This is a genomic window from Streptomyces sp. NPDC045967, assembly GCF_056430495.1.
In genome coordinates this window covers 517,343-539,413 of the sequence record NZ_JBWKLE010000001.1, presented here as the reverse complement: position 1 = coordinate 539,413, position 22,071 = coordinate 517,343, and the positions used below count along the sequence as shown (strand labels likewise).

Below are 22,071 nucleotides of genomic sequence, written 5' to 3'. Positions count from 1 at the left end.
GGAGCGCCGTGCGGCGGCTCCGCCCCGGGCGGGGTGCGCCGGCTACGACAGGTAGGACCGGACCTCGGCCGCGGCCTCGTCGCCGTACGCCTTGGTGAAGCGCTCCATGAAGTGGGCCCGGGCCAGGGTGTACTCCTGCGTGCCCAGGGTCTCGATCACGAGCGTGGCCAGCATGCAGCCCACCTGCGCGGCGCGCTCCAGGCCGACGCCCCAGCCGAGCCCGGTCAGGAAGCCCGCGCGGAACGCGTCGCCGACGCCCGTCGGGTCGACCTTGGCGTTCTCCTCCGGGCAGCCGACCACGACGGGCTCCTCGCCGGCCCGCTCGATGCGGACGCCGCTGGAGCCCAGGGTCGTCACCCGCGTGCCGACCTTCGCCAGGATCTCCGCGTCCGTCCAGCCGGACTTGGACTCGATGAGGCCCTTCTCGTACTCGTTGGAGAAGAGGTAGGTCGCGCCCTCCATCAGGGTGCGGATGTTCTCGCCGTCCATGCGGGCGATCTGCTGGGAGAAGTCGGCGGCGAAGGGGATGCCCCGCGTCCGGCACTCCTCGGTGTGGCGCAGCATCGCCTCGGGGTCGTCCGCGCCGATCAGGACCAGGTCGAGCCCGCCCACGCGGTCGGCGACGGCCTTCAGCTCGATCAGGCGGGCCTCGCTCATCGCGCCCGTGTAGAAGGAGCCGATCTGGTTGTGGTCGGCGTCCGTGGTGCAGACGAAGCGCGCGGTGTGCAGCACCTCGGAGATGCGGACGGACTCGGTGTCGACGCCGTGCCGGTCGAGCCAGGCCCGGTACTCGTCGAAGTCGTAGCCGGCGGCGCCGACCAGGATCGGGCGGCTGCCGAGCTGCCCCATGCCGAAGCAGATGTTCGGGCCGACACCGCCCCGCCGGACGTCGAGGTTGTCGACGAGGAAGGAGAGGGAGACCGTGTGCAGCTGGTCCGCGACCAGCTGGTCGGCGAAACGGCCGGGGAAGGTCATGAGGTGGTCGGTGGCGATGGAGCCGGTGACTGCGATGCGCACGGCGTGACGCTCCTGCGGAGGACGGCAAGGGGGGACAGTCAAAACTACCCGGTGGACGGCCCCGCGCCGACCGGACGGAACTACCCCGTAGTAGGTCTTTCTTCCCGCGGGGCAGGGTGCCTACGGTGCCTTCATGACCTCTACCGACGGTTACGGCTACCGCGAGTACTCCGACCACACCCCGGAGGGACGCGGCGCGGACGGCGCACGGCGGCCCGGCTGGGACGGGTTGCTGGGCGACTGCGCGCGCATGGCCCCGCACTGGGCGGCGGACGCGGCTCCCCGGCCGGCCCGCGTGGCGCCCTCGCAGATCCACGGGATCAGCGTGCCCCCGGCTTCGGCGCGCCTGATCGCGTCGACCGCCGCGTACGGGGACCAGTAGGGCGGGAACCGGTTGCGCCCCTGTTCCGTCCCATCCGCATCAGGCAGGACGGACAGGTGAAGGAGCGATGCGGTGACCAGCGAACAACCCGGCACATCACGCGGCACACGACGGCGGCCGGCCTGGGCCGTCGGCTCGATCGCGGCCGCCGTCCTGCTGGCCGGCGGCGGGACGGCGTACTGGGCGTCCACCGCCCACGGCGACGGCGCGGGAACCGCCGCGGAGCGCACCGCGGCCTCGGCTCCGCGGGGCGCGGGCGAACCGACGGGGCCCGGGATCGCACCCGGTGAACCCGATCCGTCCGGTGGGGGCGTGGTCTACCGGGCCGAGGTGCGGCTGCCGGACGCTCCGGCGTCCGCGCCCTCCTTCAAGGCCGCCGGGGAGGTCTCCTCGGCGGAGGTGGCCCGCCTCGCGGCGGCCCTGGGCGTGCCCGGCACGCCGCGGCTGAACGGGGACGTCTGGCTGGCCGGGGAGGCCGCCGACGGGGCCGGGCCCCGGCTCACGGTGACCCGTACGGCCCCGGGCACCTGGAACTTCAACCGCTACCAGGCGGGCGGGGGCACCGGGGGCGGCGACGACTGCGTCCGCGGCAGGGACACCTGCGGCCCCGCCACCCTGCCCCGCGACGCGGGCGGCGCCGAGCCGGGCGCGCCGGGCGCGGGCAGTGCGGGCTCCGGCGGGCCGGTCTCCGAGGAGGACGCGAAGGCGGCGGCCCGCCGGGTGCTGGCCGCGGCCGGCCAGGACGGGGCCGCGCTGGACGCCCGGCTCACCCAGGGCCCGGTACGGGTGGTGAGTGCGGACCCGGTCGTCGGCGGGCTGCCCACGCAGGGCTGGTCCACCAAGGTGAGCGTCGGCGGTGACGGCTCGGTGGTGGCGGGCGGCGGCGAGCTGTCGGCGCCGGTCCGGGCAGCCGACCAGCCGGTGGTCGGGGCGGTGGAGGCGCTGGCGCGGCTGAACGCGAGGTCGGGCGGAACGGAGGGCTCCGGCACCGGCCCGAGCGGCTGCGCGACCTCGGTCCCGCTGGATCCGGACCACCCGGTGGAGGCCACGGACACGCCGCCGTGCAATCCGGAGCCGCGGCCGATGAAGCCGCCGCGTACGGAGACGGTCAAGGGGGCCGTGCTGGGCCTGGCCGCCGGGACGGTCGACGGGGCGCGCGGGCTCGTCCCGGCCTGGCTGTTCGAGGTGGCGGGCAAGGGCGGCGCCCCCGGCCACACGGTGGCCGAGCCGGCCGCTGCCGCCGGGGACGGCGCCGGCGCACCGACGCCCGGGCCCAAGGACGGCCGGACCGTGCCCGGGTTCTCCTACGCGGAGGCCGACCGGAAGCTGACGGTCAACTTCTGGGGCAGCCCGTGCAGCAGCTACGCGGCGTCGGCCCGGGAGTCCGCCGAGTCGGTCATGGTGAAGATCACGGACACGCCGCACCAGCCGGGGCAGGCCTGCATCATGCTGGCGCAGGAGATGTCGGTCACGGTGGCGCTCGAGAAGCCGCTGGGCGGGCGCGCGGTCGTGGACACGGGCACGGGCAAGCCGCTCCCGCGGCAGTAGCGGCGGTCTTCCGGCAGCCCGGTCGTCCGCCGGACACGCACGAGGGCCCGCCCCCGGTCGCCTGCGCGGCCGGGGGCGGGCCCTCGTGCTCGTTCGGGGTCTAGCTGAACGAGTCGCCGCAGGCGCAGGAGCCCGTGGCGTTCGGGTTGTCGATCGTGAAGCCCTGCTTCTCGATGGTGTCGACGAAGTCGATGGAGGCACCGTGCAGGTACGGGGAGCTCATCCGGTCGGTGACGACCTTCACACCGTCGAAGTCCTTCACGACGTCGCCGTCGAGGGAGCGCTCGTCGAAGAAGAGCTGGTAGCGCAGGCCGGAGCAGCCGCCGGGCTGGACGGCGACGCGGAGCGCCAGGTCATCGCGGCCTTCCTGCTCCAGCAGGGTCCTGACCTTCTCGGCGGCGGCGTCGGACAGGAGGATGCCGTCGCTCACAGTGGTCTTGTCGTCCTGTACGGACATCTGCATTCACTCCCGAAGTGGGCGGCTCCCCGCCGGGAGGCAGGGAAACGTCGGACTCTTGCCGTCGGTGGCAACGAGCGGGACCGCGGATTCATTCCGGGACCCGACGCTTGTTTCAGATATTCATGCTCGCACATCGCGGATCGGGCGGGCCGCTGTGCGGCGACGGGGTGATGCGTCACATTGACACTATCGGCATCGTCAAAGTGACGTGAAGCGGTTATGATAGATAGCGTCAAATAGACGAGAAGTCGCACCGGCGTCAGCAGAAGTCCTCGTCAGTCCCTCGTCAGTCCTCGTCGCAGAACAGAAAGGGTGCGTGTCGTGACCACCGCCCAGCCTTTGGACGTCCAGCCGACGCCCCTCGCCCTGCTGCTGCTCGGCCGCGAGGCCGACCCCAAGAGCGAGCGCGGGGTGGAATGCCCCGGCGACCTGCCCTCGCCGTCGGACCCGGACCTCGTGGCGCGCGCCCGCGCGGCCAAGGAGAAGCTCGGGGACAAGGTCTTCATCCTCGGCCACCACTACCAGCGTGACGAGGTCATCGAGTTCGCCGACGTCACCGGTGACTCCTTCAAGCTGGCCAGGGACGCGGCCGCCAAGCCGGAGGCCGAGTACATCGTCTTCTGCGGCGTGCACTTCATGGCCGAGTCCGCGGACATCCTCACCTCGGACGACCAGAAGGTCGTCCTGCCGGACCTGGCCGCGGGCTGCTCCATGGCCGACATGGCCACCGCCGAGCAGGTCGCCGAGTGCTGGGACGTGCTGACCGAGGCCGGTGTGGCCGGGGCGACGGTTCCCGTCTCCTACATGAACTCCTCCGCCGACATCAAGGCCTTCACCGGCAAGCACGGCGGCACGATCTGCACCTCGTCCAACGCGAAGAAGGCCCTGGAGTGGGCGTTCGAGCAGGGCGAGAAGGTCCTCTTCCTCCCGGACCAGCATCTGGGCCGCAACACCGCCGTCCGCGACATGGGCATGTCCCTGGACGACTGCGTGCTGTACAACCCGCACAAGCCGAACGGCGGTCTGACGGCCGAGCAGCTGCGGAACGCCAAGATGATCCTGTGGCGCGGGCACTGCTCGGTGCACGGCCGCTTCTCGGTGGACTCCGTCAACGACGTCCGCGCCCGCATCCCCGGCGTGAACGTCCTGGTCCACCCCGAGTGCAAGCACGAGGTCGTGGCGGCCGCGGACTACGTCGGCTCGACGGAGTACATCATCAAGGCGCTGGAGGCGGCTCCGGCCGGCTCCAAGTGGGCGATCGGCACCGAGCTGAACCTGGTCCGGCGCCTGGCGAACCGATTCGCCTCGCAGGACAAGGAGGTCGTCTTCCTCGACAAGACGGTCTGCTTCTGCTCGACGATGAACCGCATCGACCTCCCCCACCTGGTGTGGACCCTGGAGTCCTTGGCCGAGGGCAACCTCGTGAACCGGATCCAGGTGGACAAGGAGACCGAGAGCTTCGCGAAGCTGGCGCTGGAGCGGATGCTGGCGCTTCCGTAGCCGCCCGTGCCGAACGGTGAAAGGGGCACCCCGAGGGGTGCCCCTTTCGTCTGCCCGCGCCCCGGTCCAGGAGCGCTCCCCCGGTCGGTCAGACCGTCGCCGGGGTCTCGTCGTCCTTGCCCGACGCGGGGTTCGGCACCACCGTCAGACGGGACTCCCGCCTGGCGGCGCGCTTCGCCCGGCGGCGCTCCTTGCGGAGCTCCACCATCGTGTACAGGGTCGGCACCAGCAGCAGGGTCAGCAGCGTCGAGCTGACCAGCCCGCCGATCACCACGACGGCGAGCGGCTGCGAGATGAAACCGCCCTCGCCGGTGACGCCGAGCGCCATCGGCAGCAGCGCGAAAATCGTCGCCAGGGCCGTCATCAGGATCGGGCGCAGCCGGTGCCGACCGCCCTCGACGACGGCTTCGACGACGCCCAGGCCCTGGGCGCGGTACTGGTTGACCAGGTCGATGAGCACGATCGCGTTGGTCACGACGATGCCGATGAGCATCAGCATGCCGATCATCGCCGGGACGCCCATCGGGGTGCCGGTGGCGATCAGCAGGCCGAGTGCGCCGGTCGCCGCGAACGGGATGGAGACCAGCAGGATCAGCGGCTGGACGAGCGAGCGGAACGTCGCGACGAGCAGCATGAACACGATCGCGATGGCCGCCAGCATGGCCAGGCCGAGCGAGGCGAAGGCCTCGTCCTGGTCCTCCGAGACACCGCCGATGGAGGCCGTGGCGCCGTCCGGCAGGTCCAGTGCCTTGAGCTTCGCCTGGAGCTGCGCGCTGACCGCGCCGGTGTTGTCGCCGAGCGGCTTGGCGGTGATCGTGGCGGCGCGGGCGCCGTCGATCCGGGTCATCGCGACCGGGCCGGGGACGACCTTGACGTCGGCGATGTCACCGAGCCGGACCGGGCCGACCGGCAGGGCCTGGAGTTCGGCCAGGGTGGTGGCCGGTTGCGCGGACCTGATGACGATGTCGCGCTCGGTGTCGTCCAGGACGGCCTTGCCCGCCGGGTTGCCCCGTACGGCCTGCGCGACGATCGCGCCGAGCGCGGCCTGGTTCACACCCGCGTCCGCGGCCGCGGGGGTCGCGGTCACGGAGATCCGGGGCACCGACTGGGACAGGTCGCTCTGGACGTCGGTGACGTCCTCCAGCTTCGCCACCTCGGCGCGGACCTGCTCGGCCGCCCGGGCGAGGACGTCGGCGTCACCGGCCTTGACGACGACGCTGAGGTTCTGGCTGCCGAAGCCGTCGCCCGCCGCGATCCGGGTCTCGCCGATGCCGTCGAGGGCGGCCAGCCGGCCCTCGATCCGCTTCCTGACGGCGTCGGCCTCACCCGAGTCCTCCAGGGTGACCTGGTAGGACGCCTGGTTGGAGCCCGTGCCGCCGCCGAAGGCAGCGAGGAAGCCGGAGGAGCCGACGGTCACCTGGTAGCTCTTGACGCCCTCGACCGAGGCCAGCGCCTGCTCCACCTTGCGGCTCGCCTCGTCGGAGGCGGCCAGCGAGGTGCCGGGGGCCAGCTCCTGCTTGACCGTCAGGAGGTCCTGCTCGCCCTGGTCGAAGAAGTTGGTCTTCAGCAGCGGGGTCATCCCGAAGGTGCCCACGAGGACGACCACCGCGATGGCCACGCTGGTCAGGCGGCGCCGGGTGGCGAAGCCCAGGACCCGCACGTAGAAGCGCTGGAGCCGGCTGCGCTCCTCCTTCTCCTCGGCTTCGCGGCGGGCCTTCGCCGGATCCTCGGCGGCGCCCTTGGGCGCGCGCAGGAACCAGTAGGAGAGGACCGGCACGACCGTCAGCGAGACCAGCAGCGAGGCCAGCAGGGCCGCCGTCACGGTCAGCGAGAAGGAGCCGAAGAGTTCGCCGATCATCCCGCCGGTGAGACCGATCGGCAGGAAGACGGCGACAGTGGTGAGGGTGGAGGAGGTCACCGCTCCGGCGACCTCCCTGACCGCCGTGATGATGGCGGCCTCGCGCTCCTCGCCGTAGCCGAGGTGGCGCTTGATGTTCTCCAGGACCACGATCGAGTCGTCGACGACGCGGCCGATCGCGATGGTGAGAGCGCCGAGCGTCAGCATGTTGAGCGAGAGGTCCCGGGTCCACAGCACGATCAGGGCGAGCACCACGGACAGCGGGATGGAGACCGCGGTGACCAGCGTGGAGCGCAGCGAGGCCAGGAACACCAGGATCACGATCACGGCGAAGAGCAGGCCGAGCATGCCTTCGGTGGTGAGGCTGGAGATGGACTTCGCGACGGCCGGGCCCTGGTCGCTGACGACGGTCAGGTCGGCGCCGGAGCCGAGCGCGGAGCGCAGCTCGGGCAGCTCGTCCTTGACGGCGTCGGAGATGGCGACGGCGCTGCCGTCCTTGTCCATCGTCATGACGAGGGCGAGGCTGGGCTTGCCGTTGGTGCGGGTGATCGAGACCGCCTTGGCGGCCTCCTGCTTCACGGTGGCGATGTCGCCGAGGCGGACGGCCGGCTTGCCGGGGCCCGGGCTCAGCCGCAGGTCCTCGATCTGGGCCAGGGAGGTGTAGCCCGTGCCGACGCGGACGGTCCGGTTCTTGCCCTCCTCGTCGAAGGAGCCGGCGGGTACGGTCGCGCCGCCCGCCTGGAGGCCCTGGGCGAGGGCGGCGCCGTCGAGGCCGGCGGCCGCGAGCCGCGCGTTGTCGGGGGTGACGGCGACCTGCAGGTCCTGGACCCCGTCGACGGTGACCTGGCCGACGCCCTCGATGTCCGACAGGACGGGGACGACGGAACGTTCCAGCTGATCGGCGAGGGCCTGCTGGTCCTTGTCCGAGGTGACGGCGAGGACGACGGTCGGGATGTCGTCGGTGGATCCGGCCACCACCTGCGGGTCCACCTCGGCGGGCAGCCGGACGCGGGCCCGGTTGACGGCCTGCTGGACGTCGGCGACGAGCTGCTTGGTGCCGCTGTCGCCGTAGTCGAAGGTGGCCATGACGAGGGCGTTGCCCTCGCTGGCGGTGGAGGTGATGCCGGTGATGCCGTCGACGCCCTTGAGCATGGCTTCGATCGGCTCGACGACCTGCTTCTCCACCACGTCGGGCGAGGCGCCCTGGTACGGCGCGAGCACGGACACCATCGGCAGTTCGATGGAGGGCAGCAGCTGCTGCTTGAGCTGCGGGACGGCTATGGCGCCGAAGAGGAGCGCGACGATCGACACGAGGCCGACCAACGCCCTTTGGGCAAGGCTGAAGCGGGACAGCCAGGACATGGATGGGGATCTCTCTGCTGTGACGTCGGGCGAAGGGCACCCCAGCCTCGCGCATGCCGGGACGCCGCCGCGTCGCTCGCAGGTCCCGTCCTTATGTGCGGCATACCGCGTCCGTAGTACGCCGTACTACTGCGCGCCGTGCCGGATCACTCGGCGCGGGGCCGGACCAGTCCCGATTCGCAGGCAATGACCACCAATTGGGCCCGGTCACGGGCGCCGAGCTTGGCCATGGCCCGGTTCACGTGCGTCTTGACGGTGAGCGGACTGACCTCCAGCCGCCCCGCGATCCCGTCGTTGGACAGTCCCGCGGCGACGTGGACGAGGACCTCGCGCTCCCGGACGGTCAGTGCGGCGAGCCGTTCCGCGTGGGATCCGGCCGCGGCGGCGCCGGCGTCCGGGTCGGCGCCGCCGCCCTGGGCGAGGAAGGTGGCGATGAGCCCCTTGGTGGCGGCCGGGGAGAGCAGTGCCTCGCCGGCGTGCGCGACCCGGATGGCGCTCAGCAGGTCCTCGGGCTCGGCGCCCTTGCCGAGGAAGCCGGAGGCGCCGGCCCGCAGGGCGGCGACCACGTACTCGTCCACCTCGAAGGTCGTCAGCATCACCACGCGCACCGCGGCGAGTTCGGGATCGCCGCTGATCATCCGGGTCGCGGCGAGGCCGTCGGTGCCGGGCATCCGGATGTCCATGAGGACGACGTCGGCCAGGGTCTGGCGGGCCAGCGCGTAGGCCTGCGCGCCGTCGGACGCCTCCCCGACGACCTCCATGTCGGGCTCGGAGTCGACGAGCACCCGGAAGGCACTGCGCAGCAACGCCTGGTCGTCGGCGAGCAGCACCTTGATGGGCGGGGCCGGAGCCGCCGGAGTGTGGTCCACGGGCTGAGCGTACGCGGGCCCGCGCGGCCGGCTTCCGGTCAGCCGAGGGCGAGGACGACCAGGGCGGTGGTCGCCGAGACCTCCGCCAGGGCTCCGAAGACGTCACCGGTGACCCCGCCGAAGCGCCGCACGCAGCGGCGCAGCAGGAGCTCCGAGGCGAGCAGGGCGGCGGGGACGGCCGCCGCGTACCGGACGGCGGCCGGGAGGCCCAGGGGGAGGGCGGCGGCCGCGGCGAGCAGCACGGCCGCGGCGGTGAGGCCGGCGGCCGCGGCGCGCGGGACCACCCCGGCGACCGCGGCGCCGAGCCCTTCGGGACGGGCGGCCGGGACGCCCTCGCGGGAGGCGAGGGTCATCGCCAGGCGGGCGGTGACCGCGGCGACGAGCGCGGCCAGGGCGCCCCGGGTCCAACTGTCGGCGTAGGCGTCGGACAGGGCGGCGACCTGCACCAGCAGGACGAGCACCAGGGCCACGACACCGAAGGGGCCGATGTCGGACTTCTTCATGATCCGCAGGGCCTCGTCGGCCGGTTTGGCGCTGCCCAGGCCGTCCGCGGTGTCGGCGAGCCCGTCCAGGTGCAGGCCCCGGGTGAGCGCGGCCGGCACGGCGACGGTGACGGCCGCAGCGAGCAGCGGACCGCCGCCCCCCGCCAGCAGCAGCACCCCGGGGACGGCCGCGAGCAGGCCGACGGCCAGCCCGGCGAGGGGGGCGCAGGCCATGCCGGTACGGGCGGCCGGGCGGTCCCAGCGGGTGATGCGGGCGGGCAGCACGGTGAACGTGCCGAACGCGAAGCGGATGCCGTCGCGGAAGGAGGCGCGGTCCGCCGGCGGCACCGGGGGCGGGTCGTCGAACGAATCTGTCATCGGCGCGAACGCTACCCGCCCACCGCGACCGGTAAATTGCCCATTACGGATCAAATAGGGAGTCAGTGGGATGGGTCACTGGTGGTATCGGAACATCCTCGAGCCGGGGAAGCTCCCCATGCTCCTCGCGCTACTCTCCTTCGTGACGTCGTTCCTGGTCACCCGGGTGATCACGCGGATGATCCGGGCCGGCCGGGGGCCCTTCAAGAACATCACCCCGGGCGGTGTGCACGTCCACCACGTGGTGCCCGGCGTGGTCCTCGTGATCATCGGCGGTTTCGGCGCCGTCGGCAGCGCCCGGCACGGCTTCGGCGCGGGACTCTCCGCCGTCATCTTCGGCCTGGGCGCGGGCCTGGTCCTGGACGAGTTCGCGCTGATCTTGCATCTCGACGACGTGTACTGGAGCGAGCAGGGCCGCAAGAGCGTGGAGGTCGTGGTCCTCACCGCCGCCCTGGTGGCCCTGGTCCTCGGCGGGTTCGTGCCCTTCGGGGTGAACGACCTGACCGCCGACGAGCGGCAGAGCCGCGGGCTGGTCGCCGTGAACACGGCCACCAACTTCTTCCTCGCCCTGATCGCCCTGTGGAAGGGCAAGGCGCGCACGGCCGTCTTCGGCGTGGTGATCCCCTTCGTGGCGCTGGTCGGGGCGCTCCGGCTGGCCCGGCCCGGATCCCCCTACGCGAAGAGGTTCTACGCGAACCGTCCGCGCGCCCGGGCCAGGGCCGGCCTGCGCGCCTTCCACCACGACCGGCGCTGGGCGGGACCGCGGCGCAGGATCGAGAACTTCATCGGGGGAACCCCGGACCCGCAGCTGCCCGCCGTCTCCCTGCGCAAGGGCGAGCGGCACGAGGAGCCGCCGACCCGCTGAGCGCCGACGGACCCCGGCCGGACGCCGACGGGCCCGCCCCGGAACGCGGGGGCGGGCCCGTCGGTGTGTCGGTGCGGCACGTCGGCGTGTCGGTGCGGCCCCGGGCCCGGTCCGTTCGCCGGTCCGGGTTTCCCGGCTCAGCCCGGGATCAGTCCGTCGTCGCCGAGCATCTCCCTGACCTCGTCCAGCGTCGCGTCCTCGGCGGGCAGGATCAGCTCGGACGGCTCCAGCGCCTCGTCCGGGAGGGGCTCGCCGAGCCGCCGGACGGCATCGAGCAGGGCGCCCAGCGTGCGCCGGAAGCCCGTCTCGTCGCCGCTCTCCATCTCCGCGAGCAGCTCGTCGTCCAGCCGGTTGAGCTCGGCGAAGTGGCCGTCGGCCACCTCGACCTGGCCCTCCCCCATGATGCGGACAATCATCACCGACTCCGTCCTACTGCTTGTCGAACCGGTGCTGGCCCTGGGGCTGCTGGGCGGTGCCCGGGGCGCCGCCTTCGATGGCCTGCTGCTGTGCGGACGGGCCGCCCGCGAGCTCGGCCTTCATCCGCTGGAGCTCCAGCTCCACGTCCGTACCGCCCGAGAGGCGGTCCAGTTCGGCCTGGATGTCGTCCTTGGCACCGAGCCCGCTGCGGTCGTCGAGCGCGCCGGAGGCCAGCAGCTCGTCGATGGCTCCGGCCCGCGCCTGGAGCTGGGCGGTCTTGTCCTCGGCCCGCTGGATGGCGAGGCCGACGTCGCTCATCTCCTCCGAGATGCCGGAGAACGACTCCGCGATCCGGGTCTGGGCCTGCGCGGCCGTGTAGGTGGCCTTGATGGTCTCCTTCTTGGTGCGGAAGGCGTCCACCTTGGCCTGGAGGCGCTGCGCGGCCAGCGTCAGCTTCTCCTCCTCGCCCTGCAGCGTCTGGTGCTGCACCTCCAGGTCGCTGACCTGCTGCTGCAGCGAGGCACGGCGGGACAGCGCCTCGCGCGCCAGGTCCTCGCGGCCCAGGGCGAGGGCCTTGCGGCCCTGGTCCTCCAGCTTGCCGGACTGGTTCTGGAGCTGGTTCAGCTGCAGCTCCAGGCGCTTGCGGGACGTCGCCACGTCGGCGACCCCGCGGCGCACCTTCTGGAGCAGCTCGAGCTGCTTCTGGTAGGAGTAGTCGAGGGTCTCGCGCGGGTCCTCGGCCCGGTCCAGGGCCTTGTTCGCCTTCGCGCGGAAGATCATCCCCATACGCTTCATGACACCGCTCATGGGCTTCGCGCGCCCCCTTCTAGACGGACTGTGCTCCAGGTCACCAACAGAACCCACAGTACGGGCCCTGTCTCCATTACCGCACTGTTCGAGTACGGATGCGCTCCTCCTCCAGGACGAGTACCTCCCCGCCCTGTCAGGCGTGAGGAGGAGGGGCGACCCCGACCGGTGCGGGCGGGCCCGCAGAGCGAGCGGACCACCGCGCGCTCCCCGCACAGGGGAAGACGCCCGCCGTTGCCGGATCGTTCCCCACGGGGGTGGGGGCCGTGCCCGCGACCACGTAGGCTTGGGTTTTGTGTTTGGTAGCCGCTCCTCCAAGGAAGAGAAGGCCGCCGCCACCGACAAGGTGAGCGCCGACCTCTCGCAGCCCCGTGACCCGCAGGCCCCGAAGGGCCGCCCGACGCCGAAGCGTGCTGTGGCCCAGTCGCAGCGCAAGGCCGTGGTGGCCTCGACCGGCAACCGCAAGGAGGACGCCAAACGAGCCCGTGAGCGCCGACGTGTCGAGATGGCCAAGCAGCGCGAGGCGCTGGCCAACGGCGACGAGCGCTACCTGCCGGTGCGCGACAAGGGCCCCGTCCGCAAGTTCGTCCGCGACTACGTGGACTCCCGCTTCTCCGTCGCCGAGATGTTCCTGCCGCTGGCCGTGATCATCCTGGTGCTGAGCATGGTGCGGGTCCCGTCCATCCAGAACATCGCGCTGATCCTGTGGATGGGCGTCATCGCGCTGATCGTCCTGGACTCGATCGGCCTGGTCTTCCGCCTCCGCAAGTCCCTGAACGAGCGCTTCCCGGACGAGCCGCGCCGCGGCGCCGTCGCGTACGGCCTCATGCGCACCCTCCAGATGCGCCGGCTGCGCCTGCCGAAGCCGCAGGTCAAGCGCGGGGAACGGCCCTGAGCCGAGGGGCGCCCGGAGTGTCGGGGGAGGCTTTGGCCTGGGGACCGGGGGGAGCCCGGCTGTGGCTCGAGGGCCTGGGCGGACTGCGCAACGCCGTCCGGCAGGAACTGGTCGGCCGGCAGGTCGACGAGCAGATCGCGCAGCGCTTCCCGGTCGGGCAGCGGCTGCGCGTGCTCGATGTCGGCATGGGCCAGGGCACCCAGGCGCTGCGCCTGGCCCGCGCCGGGCACAAGGTGACCGGCCTGGAGAAGGACCCGGGGATGCTGGCCGTCGCCCGCGAGGCGCTGGAGGCGGAACCCGCCGGGATCCGCGACCGGGTCCGGCTCATGGAGGGCGACGGCCGCGAGACCGGCGCCCATTTCCTGCCGGGCAGCTTCGACGTGGTGCTGTGCCACGGGGTGCTGATGTACGTGCCCGAGCCGGACGCCATGCTGGCCGGGCTGGCCCGGATGCTGGCGCCCGGCGGACTGCTGTCCCTGCTGGTGCGCAACGGCGACGCGCTCGCCATGCGGCCCGGGCTCGGCGGCGACTGGACGGCGGCGCTGGCCGCCTTCGACAGCGTCGACTACCGCAACCGGCTGGGCCTGGACGTCCGGGCCGACCGGCTCGCCGGGCTGACGGCCACGCTGTACGGGATCGGGGCCCCGCTGCAGTCCTGGTACGGCGTACGCGTGTTCACCGACGGCACCGAGGCGGGCGACGGCCTGCCGCCCGAGGACGAGCTGGAGCGGCTGCTGGCCGCCGAGGACCGTGCCGGGCGCACCGACCCCTACCGGGGCGTCGCCGCGCTGCTGCACCTGTGCGGCGTACGGGGCGGGCAGTAGGGCCGTCCGGCTGCCGCCGGAGCCCGGCGGCAGCCGGGGCCGACGACCGGTTGACCGCTTCGTGCCGACCGGTGCGCGGCGCTCGATGCGCGGCGCTCGATGCGCGCCGACCGGGGCCCGCGACGCGGCGGGGCCCCGGCGCGGGGGCTACGCGTCCAGGGCGGACCGCAGACTCATCGTGTACAGCTCCGTACCTCCGTCGTCGGACAGCTTCACCTGCTCGACGCCCCCCTCCAGCAGCTCCTTCCAGACCTCGCCGATCCAGGACTCCGCGTCCCCCTGCGTGGTGAACTCCTCCGGCTGCACCGCCGGGTTGGTCTCCGCGCCCTCGGCCGTCTCGAACCGCCACGTCCACGCCATGTCCGCCTCCGTTGCTCGTCCGCTGCTCGCCTTGAGTCTGCCCGCAGAGTAGCCGGGCGCGCACCACTCCCGGCGACGCGGGAGGATCTCCCTGTGGAACTCACTCTGCTCGGCACCGGCACGCCCGAGGGCCTCCCCCGACCCGGCTGTCCCTGTGCGGCCTGCGCGGTCTCCGTCGGCACCATGGCGCGCGCCGCCACGGCCGTCCTCGTCGACGGCGCGCTGCTGCTCGACCTGACCCCCGGGGCGGTGCTGGCGGGCGCCCGCGCGGGGCATTCGCTGTCCGGCGTGCGCCAGGTCCTGCTGACGCACCCGCACGACGGCCCCTCCGTGGAGCTGCCGCCCGGGCTGCCGGCCGCCGGGCGGGTCCCGGACGGCCGCGAGCTGGCGGTGATCTCGGGGCACCGGGTGCGGGCGGTGCCGATGGACGCGCCGGGCACCGGATACGAGGTGACGGGCCCGGACAGCGGCCGGCTGCTGTACCTGCCGCCCGGCGGTGCCCCCGCGGGCTGGGGTTCCTCCCGCACGGAATCGGGGCCGGGAACGGCCGGGCAGCGTCCGTACGACATCGTCCTGGCCGATGTGCTGGGGCGGCCCGAGGCCCTCGCCCGGCTGCGGGCGACCGGCGCGGTGGGCCCGGCCACGGACGTGATCGCCGTCCACCTCGACCACGGCACGCCGCCGGGCCGGGAGCTGGAGCGCCGGTGCCGGGCGGCCGGGGCCCGGGTGGTGCCGGACGGGACGACGGTGACCACCGGCGAGTACCGCGCGGCCCCGGACCTGCCGCGCCGGACACTGGTGCTGGGCGGCGCCCGCTCGGGCAAGTCCGTCGAGGCGGAGCGACGCCTGGAGTCCTTCCCCGACGTGGTCTACGTCGCCACCGGCGGCAGCCGCGACGGGGACGCGGAGTGGGCCCAGCGGGTCGGGCTGCACCGGGAACGGCGACCCGCGAGCTGGCGGACGGCGGAGACCTGCGACTTGGTCCCGCTGCTCGCCGACACCGGCCCGCCGCTGCTGATCGACTGCCTGGCGCTGTGGCTGACGGACGCGATGGACCGGGCCGGGGCCTGGGACGACGGGGTATGGGCCAAGGGTGGGCAGCACGAGCTGCGCGACCGGGTGGCCGAGCTGGCGGCGGCCGTCCGCGCGACCGGCCGCCGGGTGGTGCTGGTCAGCAACGAGGTGGGGTCGGGGGTCGTCCCGGCGACGGCCTCGGGCCGCCGGTTCCGCGACGAGCTGGGCCGGCTGAACGCGGCGGTCGCGGCCGAGTGCGAGCAGGTGCTGCTCGTCGTCGCCGGGCTGGCCGCGGTCCTCAAGGACTAGGTGTACCGACCACGCCTGCTGGGGGAGACCGGCCCCCGGCCGGCCCTCGGACCGACCCCCCGGGCCGGCCTGGGAACCCGCCCCGCCGGGGCCGGAACCGGGCCCCCGCGGCCCGAACCCGCAGCCTGAGGGAGGGCCTTACCGGCTGTACTCTCTGGCAGATGAGCACGCTGAATCTCGACGACTTCTCCGATCTGATCGAGCGTCCCGACGGGGGCGTGCGGCGTGACGCCGAGGAACGCCGTGAACGCCTCGCCGTGCCGCCCGGCGCGCTGGGCCGGCTGGACGAACTCGCCGAGTGGCTCGCCGCCGCGCAGGGCCGGGTGCCGGTCAACCCGATCGAGCGGCCCCGGGTGGTGCTGTTCGCCGCCGACCACGGCATCGCCTCCGAGGGAGTCTCCGCCCGGGCCGCCTCCAGCGCCCACGAGCTGGTGCGCGGCGTGCTGGACGGGGACAGCCCCGTGGCGATCCTGGCCCGCCGACTCGGCGCGGGCGTACGGATCGTCGACGCCGGACTCGACTGCGACCCGGAGCTGCTCCCCGAGGACGTGGTCCGCCACCGGGTGCGGCGCGGCACCGGCCGGATCGACAAGGAGGACGCGCTCACCCTCGACGAGGCCCGCGCGGCCCTCGAACTGGGCGTCCGCATCGCCGACGAGGAAGCCGACAGCGGTACGGACCTCGTCGTCCTCGGCGACCTCAGCGTCGGCGGCACCACGGCGGCCGCCACGCTCGTCGGTGCCCTGTGCGGGACGGACGCCTCGGTGGTCACCGGCCGCGGCGGCCTGCCCATCGACGACCTGACCTGGATGCGCAAGTGCGCGGCGATCCGCGACGCGCTGCGCCGGGCCCGGCCGGTGCTCGGCGACCAGGTCGCGCTGCTGGCCGCGGTGGGCGGGGCCGACCTGGCCGCCATGACCGGTTTCCTGCTCCAGTGCGCCGTGCGCCGCACGCCGGTCATCCTGGACGGGGTCGTCTCGGCGGCCTGCGCCCTGGTGGCCCAGCGGGCCGCGTTCCGCGCCCCCGACTGGTGGCTCGCCGGCCAGGCGAGCGGCGAACCCGGCCAGTCGAAGGCGCTGGACCGGATGGCGCTCAACCCCGTGCTCGATCACGGCGTCACTGTGGGGGAAGGTACCGGGGCGCTGCTGGCCCTCCCCCTGGTCCAGGCGGCCGCGGCGCTCGCGGCCGAACTCCCGGAACAGGCGGTGCAGGAGCCGGCGCGGTGAGCCGCCGGGAGCCGCGGTCCTGACCAGCCCGCGGCCCCGGGCCCAGCCACTGCCGACGGCAACGCCCCATAAGATCGCTTTCATGGGAGAGGTCCGTTTGAGCAGGGCAGAGACCGACCGCGGCACCGTACGGGTTCCCGGGCCGGCATCGGGTGGCAGTCGGACCGGCGGCGATCCCGCCGGCAGGGGGGCGGCGGGCGGCCGGGAGACGGGGCGGGGGAGCGCCCGCTCACGGCGCGGCGCCGCGTTCGCCGTCTGGTACCTGCGGGTTGTCACCTTCGTCAACTTCCTGAGCGCGGTGTGGGTTTCGCTCGGGCAGGACCTGCGCCGGCACAACGCCGCGGACTTCTACACCCCGTACCTGCTGACGGCCGGCTTCGCCTCCGGGCTGTTCTGCCTGGTGCTGGCCGTCACCATGGGCCGCCGCAAGCGGGCCGCCTGGATCCTGAACCTCGTCCTCGCCGGGATGCTGCTGCTCGACTTCGTCCGCGCGGCCCTCGTCCCCTGCTCGTGGGGGTCCGAGGTGTGCTACCCGCAGTTCCGCGAACACCCGCAGAACTGGGTCTCCTTGGGGCTGACGGCGGCCTTCGTCGTCGCCCTGCTGCTGGGCCGCCGGGAGTTCTACGCGAAGGGCGACCGCTCCAACCCCGCCCTCGCCACCCTCGTCGCCGCCGTGGGCCTGCTGGTCACCTCGCTGGTCGCGGCCCTGCTCGTCGGCGCCACGAACAACGCGGCGGACGGCGCCGACGCCACCTTCCTGACCCGCTGGCGGTACGGGGCGATGCGGCTGGTCACCCTGGACCCCGACGCCCGCGCCTACGGCACCATCGACACCCCCGGCTGGGTGGACGTGTTCGTCAACGTGATGTCGATGCTGCTGCTGCTCGCCGTGCTGTTCGCGGCGTTCCGCTCGCGCCGCGCCGTCGACCCGCTCTCCGAGGACGACGAGGAGCGGCTGCGGGCGCTGCTCGCCCGGCAGGGCGACCGCGACTCGCTCGGCTACTTCGCGCTGCGCCGCGAGAAGTCGGTCATCTGGTCCCCCACCGGCAAGGCCGCCGTCACCTACCGCGTCGTCGGCGGGGTCTCCCTGGCCTCCGGCGATCCGATCGGCGATCCCGAGGCGTGGCCCGGCGCCATCGAGCCGTGGCTGGCCGAGGCCCGCGAGCACGGCTGGGTGCCGGCGGTGATGGGGGCGAGCGAGGAGGCCGGGCAGATCTACGCGCGGCACGGCCTGGACGCGCTGGAGCTCGGCGACGAGGCGATCGTGGAGACCGCCGAGTTCACCCTGGAGGGCCGCGCCATGCGGACCGTCCGCCAGGCGTACAACCGCGTCAAGCGGGCCGGGTACACGGTGCGGATCCGCCGGCACGCCGACATCCCGGCCGCCGAGATGGACGAGCTGGTCGAGCGGGCCGACGACTGGCGCGACGGCGCGACCGAGCGCGGCTTCTCGATGGCGCTGGGCCGTCTGGGCGACCCGGGGGACGGCCAGTGCGTGATGCTGGAGTGCACCGACGGCGCCGGCGAGCTGCGGGCGGTGCTGTCCTTCGTGCCGTGGGGGGCGCGGGGCCTGTCGTTGGACCTGATGCGCCGTGACCGGGACTCCGAGAACGGCCTGATGGAGTTCATGGTGATCGAACTCCTGGAGCGCGCCCGGGAGATCGGCGTCGGCCAGGTCTCCCTGAACTTCGCGATGTTCCGGTCCGTCTTCGAACGCGGGTCCCGGCTCGGCGCGGGTCCGGTGCTGCGGATGTGGCGCTCGCTGCTGAGCTTCTTCTCCCGCTGGTGGCAGATCGAGTCCCTCTACCGGGCCAACGCCAAATACCGGCCGATCTGGGAACCCCGGTTCATGCTCTTCGAGAAGAGTTCGGACCTGCTGCGGATCGGTATCGCGGCGGGCCGGGCCGAAGGTTTCCTGGAAGCCCCCGGCCTGCCGAAGTGGCTGCACCGCAGACACCTGGAGACCCGCCGTTGACCGTGTGGATCACCTCCGCACCCGGCCGGTTCGCCCGCCGGGAGTGGGGGCCCCTGTTCCGGACCGTCCGGGACGCGCTCGTCCGCGACCGGTGGCGGGCGGCCCCCATGACCGTCGGCGCGGTCTGCCTGACCTCGGTCTTCCAGATCGTGCAGAACACCCCCTGGGGTTTCCAGCCGGTGCAGGACCTGGGGTCGGTCAAGGCCGTCGACCCGTTCTGGCTGGCCCTGCTGCGGACGCCCCTGTCGTTGTTCGTACCCGCCCTGGACCTGCCGGTGTGGGGCGCGCTCGCGCAGATCCTGCTCGTCTTCGGGATCTCGGAGCTCTGCATCGGCTGGTGGCGCACGCTGCTGATCGGCTACGTGGCGACGCTCGCCGGGACCACATACGCCCGGATCGGTCTCGCGCTGGGCCCCGACCATCCCCTGGGCCTGCCGGTGTCCGACCGGATCGTCAACGACACCGGGCCCTCGGCGGCGGTGGTCGGGCTCGCCGTCTACCTCTGCTGGCGCTATCGGGCCTACCTCACCGGGACGGTCGTGGTGCTGGCGATGATCGGCGAGGTGCTGGTCAAGGACAACCTGGCCGGCAAGGAGCACCTGGCGGCCATCGCCGCCGTGATGGCCCTGTGCGTGGTCCGGGCGACGTGGGGGCGGCCCCCGTCGGGGACGGCGTTCGGCGGGCACCCGCCGTAGGTGGACGCCCGGCCGCGATGAGGCGGCCGGACGGGCCGTGCGGAACAGGCCGTACCGTATCGGGGTGACGACAGACCCCGGGCCCTTCGCCTCCACCCGGCAGTGGATGCGGGCCCATCCGCTCGCCACCGATGCGGTGCTCGCGTTCGGGGCGCTCGTCTGCATGGTCCTCGGCTCCTTCGCCGATCCGCACGGTCCGCACGGGCCCACCTTCGGGACGCGCGCCCCCGGCCCGCTCTCGCTGCTGCTGATGCTGCTCGGCGCGGCCGTCCTGGTGTTCCGGCGCCGGCGGCCGCGTGCCGTGCTCGCCGTCTCCTGCGGGCTCTCGCTTTTGGAACTGACCACCGGGGAGCCGCGGGCACCCGTCGCCATGTGCACGGTGATCGCCCTGTACACGGTCGCCGCGTGCACCGACCGGCCCACGACCTGGCGGATCGGGCTGCTCACCATGGCCGGTCTGACGGGGGTGGCCATGCTCGCCGGGCCGCTGCCCTGGTACGCGCAGGAGAACCTCGGGATCTTCGCCTGGATGGGGATGGCCGCCGCCGCCGGGGACGCCGTGCGCAGCCGGCGGGCCTTTGTCGACGCCATCCGGGAGCGGGCCGAGCGGGCCGAGCGGACCCGGGAGGAGGAGGCGCGGCGGCGGGTCGCCGAGGAGCGGCTGCGGATCGCCCGCGACCTGCACGACGTGGTGGCGCACCACATCGCGCTGGTCAACGTCCAGGCCGGGGTGGCCGCGCACGTCATGGACAAGCGGCCGGACCAGGCCAAGGAGGCGCTGGCGCACGTACGGGACGCCAGCCGGTCGGCGCTGAACGAGTTGCGGGCCACGGTGGGGCTGCTGCGGCAGTCGGGTGACCCGGAGGCGCCGACCGAGCCCGCACCCGGGCTGGCCGTCCTGGACGAGCTGGTGGACACCTTCCGGCACGCCGGGCTGCCGGTGCGGGTGATCGTCCAGCTGGGTCCCGGGCCGGGCCCGCTGCCGGCCGCGGTGGACCTGGCGGCCTACCGGGTGGTCCAGGAGGCGCTGACCAACGTGCGCAAGCACGCGGGGCCAGGCGCCCGGGCCGAGGTCAGCGTGGTGCGGGTGGGGCAGTCGGTGGAGGTCACGGTGCTGGACGACGGCGGCGACTGCGCGGGCGGCGCCCCCGCTCCGGCGGACCCGGGCGGCGGCCACGGCCTGCTCGGGATGCGCGAGCGCACCGGCGCCCTGGGCGGCTCCTGCTTCGCCGGGCCCCGCTACGGGGGCGGCTACCGGGTCCACGCGGTCCTGCCCGCCTGACCCGGCCCGCCCGCGCGAGGATCCGGCGGCGGGTTCAGCAGGTGCGGCGCCACGCGTCGAGGTCGTAGCGCTTCTGCAGGGAGCTCAGGCCCAGCGCCCGGGAGCGCGCGCAGAAGCGGTCCACGGACATCTCGTACTCCGCGTGGAAGACGGCCTTGCCCGCCTCGATGAACGGGGTCAGCCTCTCGCATTCGCGGTACTGCGCGCACTGCTCGTTGACGGCGAAGTCGAACTCGCCGACGAGTTCCGGGATCTGGTCGAGGTCGTTCTTCAGGCCGACGGCCAGGCCCCGGTCGTGGGCGAGCTTCGCGATCAGCCGGTTGTAGCGCAGCTGGTCCTCGGCCGTCAGGGGGAAGCCCGAGGTGTTGCGGTAGCCGTCCATGTTGTCGGGCTCGATCGCGTCGAAGCCCTTGTCCCGGCACATGTCGAACCGCTTGGCCATCAGCGGTTCCAGCTCGGCCAGCCGCCGGACGTCCAGCCAGCGCTCGCCCTCCCAGCCGTTGCCCTTGCCGAGCAGCGCCTCGGGGAAGGCGTCCGCGTCGGGCCGGAAGTCCTCCCAGGCTCCGGTGGACAGGTAGCAGATGGTCTTGCGTCCGGCCTTGCGGAGGGCGGCGACCTCCTCCTCGGTGGTGGTGAACCCGTCCACGTCGTACACCGGCGCCTTCACCGAGAGGTCGAGCTTCCCGGTGAGCTGCCACTGCCAGCCGACGCCCACCGGGGGCTGCCAGCGCTCCCCCGGTGCCTGCTCGGGCCACGGGTAGGGCTCGTCGTCGGTGTCGTCCCGCGGTTCCGCCGTACAGGCGGTGAGCAGCAGCAGCACCGTGACCAGCAGGGCGGCGAAACGCTTCATCCGGCTGCCTCCAGGGCGTACGGCAGGGTCCCCCACGGGTGCGCGCCCGTGCCGGGGACCGCGCAGTGCACACCCGCCCGCCGCTCCTGGGCGAGTTCCGCGGCGGGCGCGTCCGGCGGGACCGCGTACACGAGGTGGCAGAACCGGTGGGCGGGGTGGTCGGCGGTCCAGGGCGGCGCGGTGGCCGCCTCCCGGTAGGCGTCCCAGGGGCCCTCGAAGGTGACGAGCAGGTCGGCGAGCCCGGCGTACCCGGGGTGCGGGTGGACGCCGTGGTTCAGGACGAGGGTACGCGCGCCTGCCGCGCGGGCGGCGACGGCGAGCCGCCCGTAGTGGGGCAGGAGTTCCGGATCGGCGGAGGCCTGGTCGAGGAAGGCGCCGTCGGCCGCGTACCAGTCGCGGTGGCGCAGCAGGTCCTGGACGACCTCCGCGTGCGGGCGCCGCCCGTAGTCGGTGTCGACGTAGCCGAGGACGGGCACCCCGGCGTCGCGCAGCCGTCCGGCCACGGCGGCGAACCGTTCGTCGGGGGCCGGGCCCGGCCCGCTGTCGGGGTTGAGCACCACGGAGTGCAGCCGCCCGGCGGAGCGGATGAGCAGCTCCCACTCCTCGGGCCGGTCGGCGGGGTGCTCGTAGAGCGGCACCAGCAGCATGGGGTCCTTCTCGTACGGTCACGGGGTCACGGGTCACACGGTCATGCGG

The 22,071-nt window shown here is 73.4% G+C and carries 21 protein-coding genes; 11 read left to right on the top strand and 10 right to left on the bottom strand.

The features are described from left to right. Positions 1 to 42: 42 nt before the first annotated feature. Entirely contained in the window at positions 43 to 1,017 is a 975-nt protein-coding gene (locus tag AC07FY_RS02620; RefSeq protein ID WP_478999377.1) for a carbohydrate kinase family protein, read from the bottom strand. Positions 1,018 to 1,150: 133 nt separating this feature from the next. Here AC07FY_RS02620 and AC07FY_RS02615 point away from each other — a divergent pair, with 133 nt between their 5' ends. Together AC07FY_RS02615 and AC07FY_RS02610 are read left to right on the top strand one after the other, a co-directional pair. After that, the gene (locus AC07FY_RS02615) at positions 1,151 to 1,399 is read left to right on the top strand and encodes a hypothetical protein (RefSeq protein ID WP_478999375.1); all 249 of its coding nucleotides are present in this window, start codon (positions 1,151 to 1,153) and stop codon (positions 1,397 to 1,399) included. Positions 1,400 to 1,471: 72 nt separating this feature from the next. Further along, entirely contained in the window at positions 1,472 to 2,947 is a 1,476-nt protein-coding gene (locus tag AC07FY_RS02610) for a hypothetical protein (RefSeq protein ID WP_478999373.1), read from the top strand. Positions 2,948 to 3,047: 100 nt separating this feature from the next. Here AC07FY_RS02610 and erpA read toward each other — a convergent pair whose 3' ends face one another. Next, complete coding sequence (gene erpA / locus AC07FY_RS02605; protein WP_030010511.1) at positions 3,048 to 3,404, bottom strand: iron-sulfur cluster insertion protein ErpA; 357 nt, start codon at positions 3,402 to 3,404, stop codon at positions 3,048 to 3,050. Between the two features lie 315 nt (positions 3,405 to 3,719). Here erpA and nadA point away from each other — a divergent pair, with 315 nt between their 5' ends. After that, the gene (gene nadA / locus AC07FY_RS02600) at positions 3,720 to 4,907 is read left to right on the top strand and encodes a quinolinate synthase NadA (RefSeq protein WP_478999371.1); all 1,188 of its coding nucleotides are present in this window, start codon (positions 3,720 to 3,722) and stop codon (positions 4,905 to 4,907) included. An 88-nt stretch (positions 4,908 to 4,995) separates the two neighbouring features. Here the strand turns inward: nadA and AC07FY_RS02595 are convergent, their stop codons facing one another. From AC07FY_RS02595 to AC07FY_RS02585, 3 genes are all read right to left on the bottom strand, one after another. Beyond that, complete coding sequence (locus AC07FY_RS02595; RefSeq protein ID WP_478999369.1) at positions 4,996 to 8,127, bottom strand: efflux RND transporter permease subunit; 3,132 nt, start codon at positions 8,125 to 8,127, stop codon at positions 4,996 to 4,998. 146 nt (positions 8,128 to 8,273) lie between these two features. Further along, positions 8,274 to 8,996, bottom strand: a complete 723-nt coding sequence (locus tag AC07FY_RS02590) for a response regulator (protein WP_478999367.1) — start codon at positions 8,994 to 8,996, stop codon at positions 8,274 to 8,276. A gap of 38 nt (positions 8,997 to 9,034) precedes the next feature. Further along, positions 9,035 to 9,856 (bottom strand): adenosylcobinamide-GDP ribazoletransferase, encoded by an 822-nt coding sequence (locus tag AC07FY_RS02585; protein WP_478999366.1) that lies wholly within the window; start codon positions 9,854 to 9,856, stop codon positions 9,035 to 9,037. A gap of 70 nt (positions 9,857 to 9,926) precedes the next feature. Between AC07FY_RS02585 and AC07FY_RS02580 the strand changes: the two genes are divergently transcribed. Continuing rightward, complete coding sequence (locus AC07FY_RS02580; protein WP_478999364.1) at positions 9,927 to 10,721, top strand: hypothetical protein; 795 nt, start codon at positions 9,927 to 9,929, stop codon at positions 10,719 to 10,721. A 137-nt stretch (positions 10,722 to 10,858) separates the two neighbouring features. Here the strand turns inward: AC07FY_RS02580 and pspAA are convergent, their stop codons facing one another. Together pspAA and AC07FY_RS02570 are read right to left on the bottom strand one after the other, a co-directional pair. Continuing rightward, entirely contained in the window at positions 10,859 to 11,137 is a 279-nt protein-coding gene (pspAA, locus tag AC07FY_RS02575; protein ID WP_478999362.1) for a PspA-associated protein PspAA, read from the bottom strand. A 13-nt stretch (positions 11,138 to 11,150) separates the two neighbouring features. Next, positions 11,151 to 11,945, bottom strand: a complete 795-nt coding sequence (locus tag AC07FY_RS02570; protein ID WP_478999360.1) for a PspA/IM30 family protein — start codon at positions 11,943 to 11,945, stop codon at positions 11,151 to 11,153. A gap of 286 nt (positions 11,946 to 12,231) precedes the next feature. On the opposite strand from AC07FY_RS02570, the gene AC07FY_RS02565 reads away from it, so the two are divergent. Both AC07FY_RS02565 and AC07FY_RS02560 read left to right on the top strand, forming a co-directional pair. Next, positions 12,232 to 12,840 (top strand): DUF3043 domain-containing protein, encoded by a 609-nt coding sequence (locus tag AC07FY_RS02565; protein ID WP_478999359.1) that lies wholly within the window; start codon positions 12,232 to 12,234, stop codon positions 12,838 to 12,840. Positions 12,841 to 12,899: 59 nt separating this feature from the next. Continuing rightward, a complete protein-coding gene (locus AC07FY_RS02560) occupies positions 12,900 to 13,664 on the top strand; it encodes a class I SAM-dependent methyltransferase (protein WP_478999866.1) in 765 nt (254 codons plus the stop codon). A 147-nt stretch (positions 13,665 to 13,811) separates the two neighbouring features. Here the strand turns inward: AC07FY_RS02560 and AC07FY_RS02555 are convergent, their stop codons facing one another. Continuing rightward, positions 13,812 to 14,024: a hypothetical protein gene (locus AC07FY_RS02555; protein ID WP_478999357.1), complete on the bottom strand. Its 213-nt coding sequence runs from the start codon at positions 14,022 to 14,024 to the stop codon at positions 13,812 to 13,814. A gap of 93 nt (positions 14,025 to 14,117) precedes the next feature. On the opposite strand from AC07FY_RS02555, the gene AC07FY_RS02550 reads away from it, so the two are divergent. From AC07FY_RS02550 to AC07FY_RS02530, 5 genes are all read left to right on the top strand, one after another. Next, on the top strand, positions 14,118 to 15,347 hold the full coding sequence (locus AC07FY_RS02550; protein ID WP_478999355.1) for a bifunctional adenosylcobinamide kinase/adenosylcobinamide-phosphate guanylyltransferase: 1,230 nt from the start codon (positions 14,118 to 14,120) through the stop codon (positions 15,345 to 15,347). Between the two features lie 161 nt (positions 15,348 to 15,508). Then, complete coding sequence (gene cobT, locus AC07FY_RS02545; protein ID WP_478999353.1) at positions 15,509 to 16,573, top strand: nicotinate-nucleotide--dimethylbenzimidazole phosphoribosyltransferase; 1,065 nt, start codon at positions 15,509 to 15,511, stop codon at positions 16,571 to 16,573. 82 nt (positions 16,574 to 16,655) lie between these two features. Then, entirely contained in the window at positions 16,656 to 18,548 is a 1,893-nt protein-coding gene (locus AC07FY_RS02540) for a phosphatidylglycerol lysyltransferase domain-containing protein (protein WP_478999351.1), read from the top strand. Continuing rightward, positions 18,545 to 19,243 (top strand): hypothetical protein, encoded by a 699-nt coding sequence (locus AC07FY_RS02535; protein ID WP_478999349.1) that lies wholly within the window; start codon positions 18,545 to 18,547, stop codon positions 19,241 to 19,243. The genes AC07FY_RS02540 and AC07FY_RS02535 overlap by 4 nt, the downstream gene beginning before the upstream one ends. A gap of 106 nt (positions 19,244 to 19,349) precedes the next feature. Then, positions 19,350 to 20,525, top strand: a complete 1,176-nt coding sequence (locus tag AC07FY_RS02530) for a sensor histidine kinase (protein WP_478999863.1) — start codon at positions 19,350 to 19,352, stop codon at positions 20,523 to 20,525. Between the two features lie 34 nt (positions 20,526 to 20,559). On the opposite strand, the gene AC07FY_RS02525 is transcribed toward AC07FY_RS02530, so the two are convergent. Then, on the bottom strand, positions 20,560 to 21,375 hold the full coding sequence (locus tag AC07FY_RS02525) for an endo alpha-1,4 polygalactosaminidase (protein WP_478999348.1): 816 nt from the start codon (positions 21,373 to 21,375) through the stop codon (positions 20,560 to 20,562). Next, complete coding sequence (locus tag AC07FY_RS02520) at positions 21,372 to 22,022, bottom strand: spherulation-specific family 4 protein (RefSeq protein WP_478999346.1); 651 nt, start codon at positions 22,020 to 22,022, stop codon at positions 21,372 to 21,374. Before AC07FY_RS02520 ends, AC07FY_RS02525 begins: the two co-directional genes overlap by 4 nt. Positions 22,023 to 22,071: the final 49 nt, after the last annotated feature.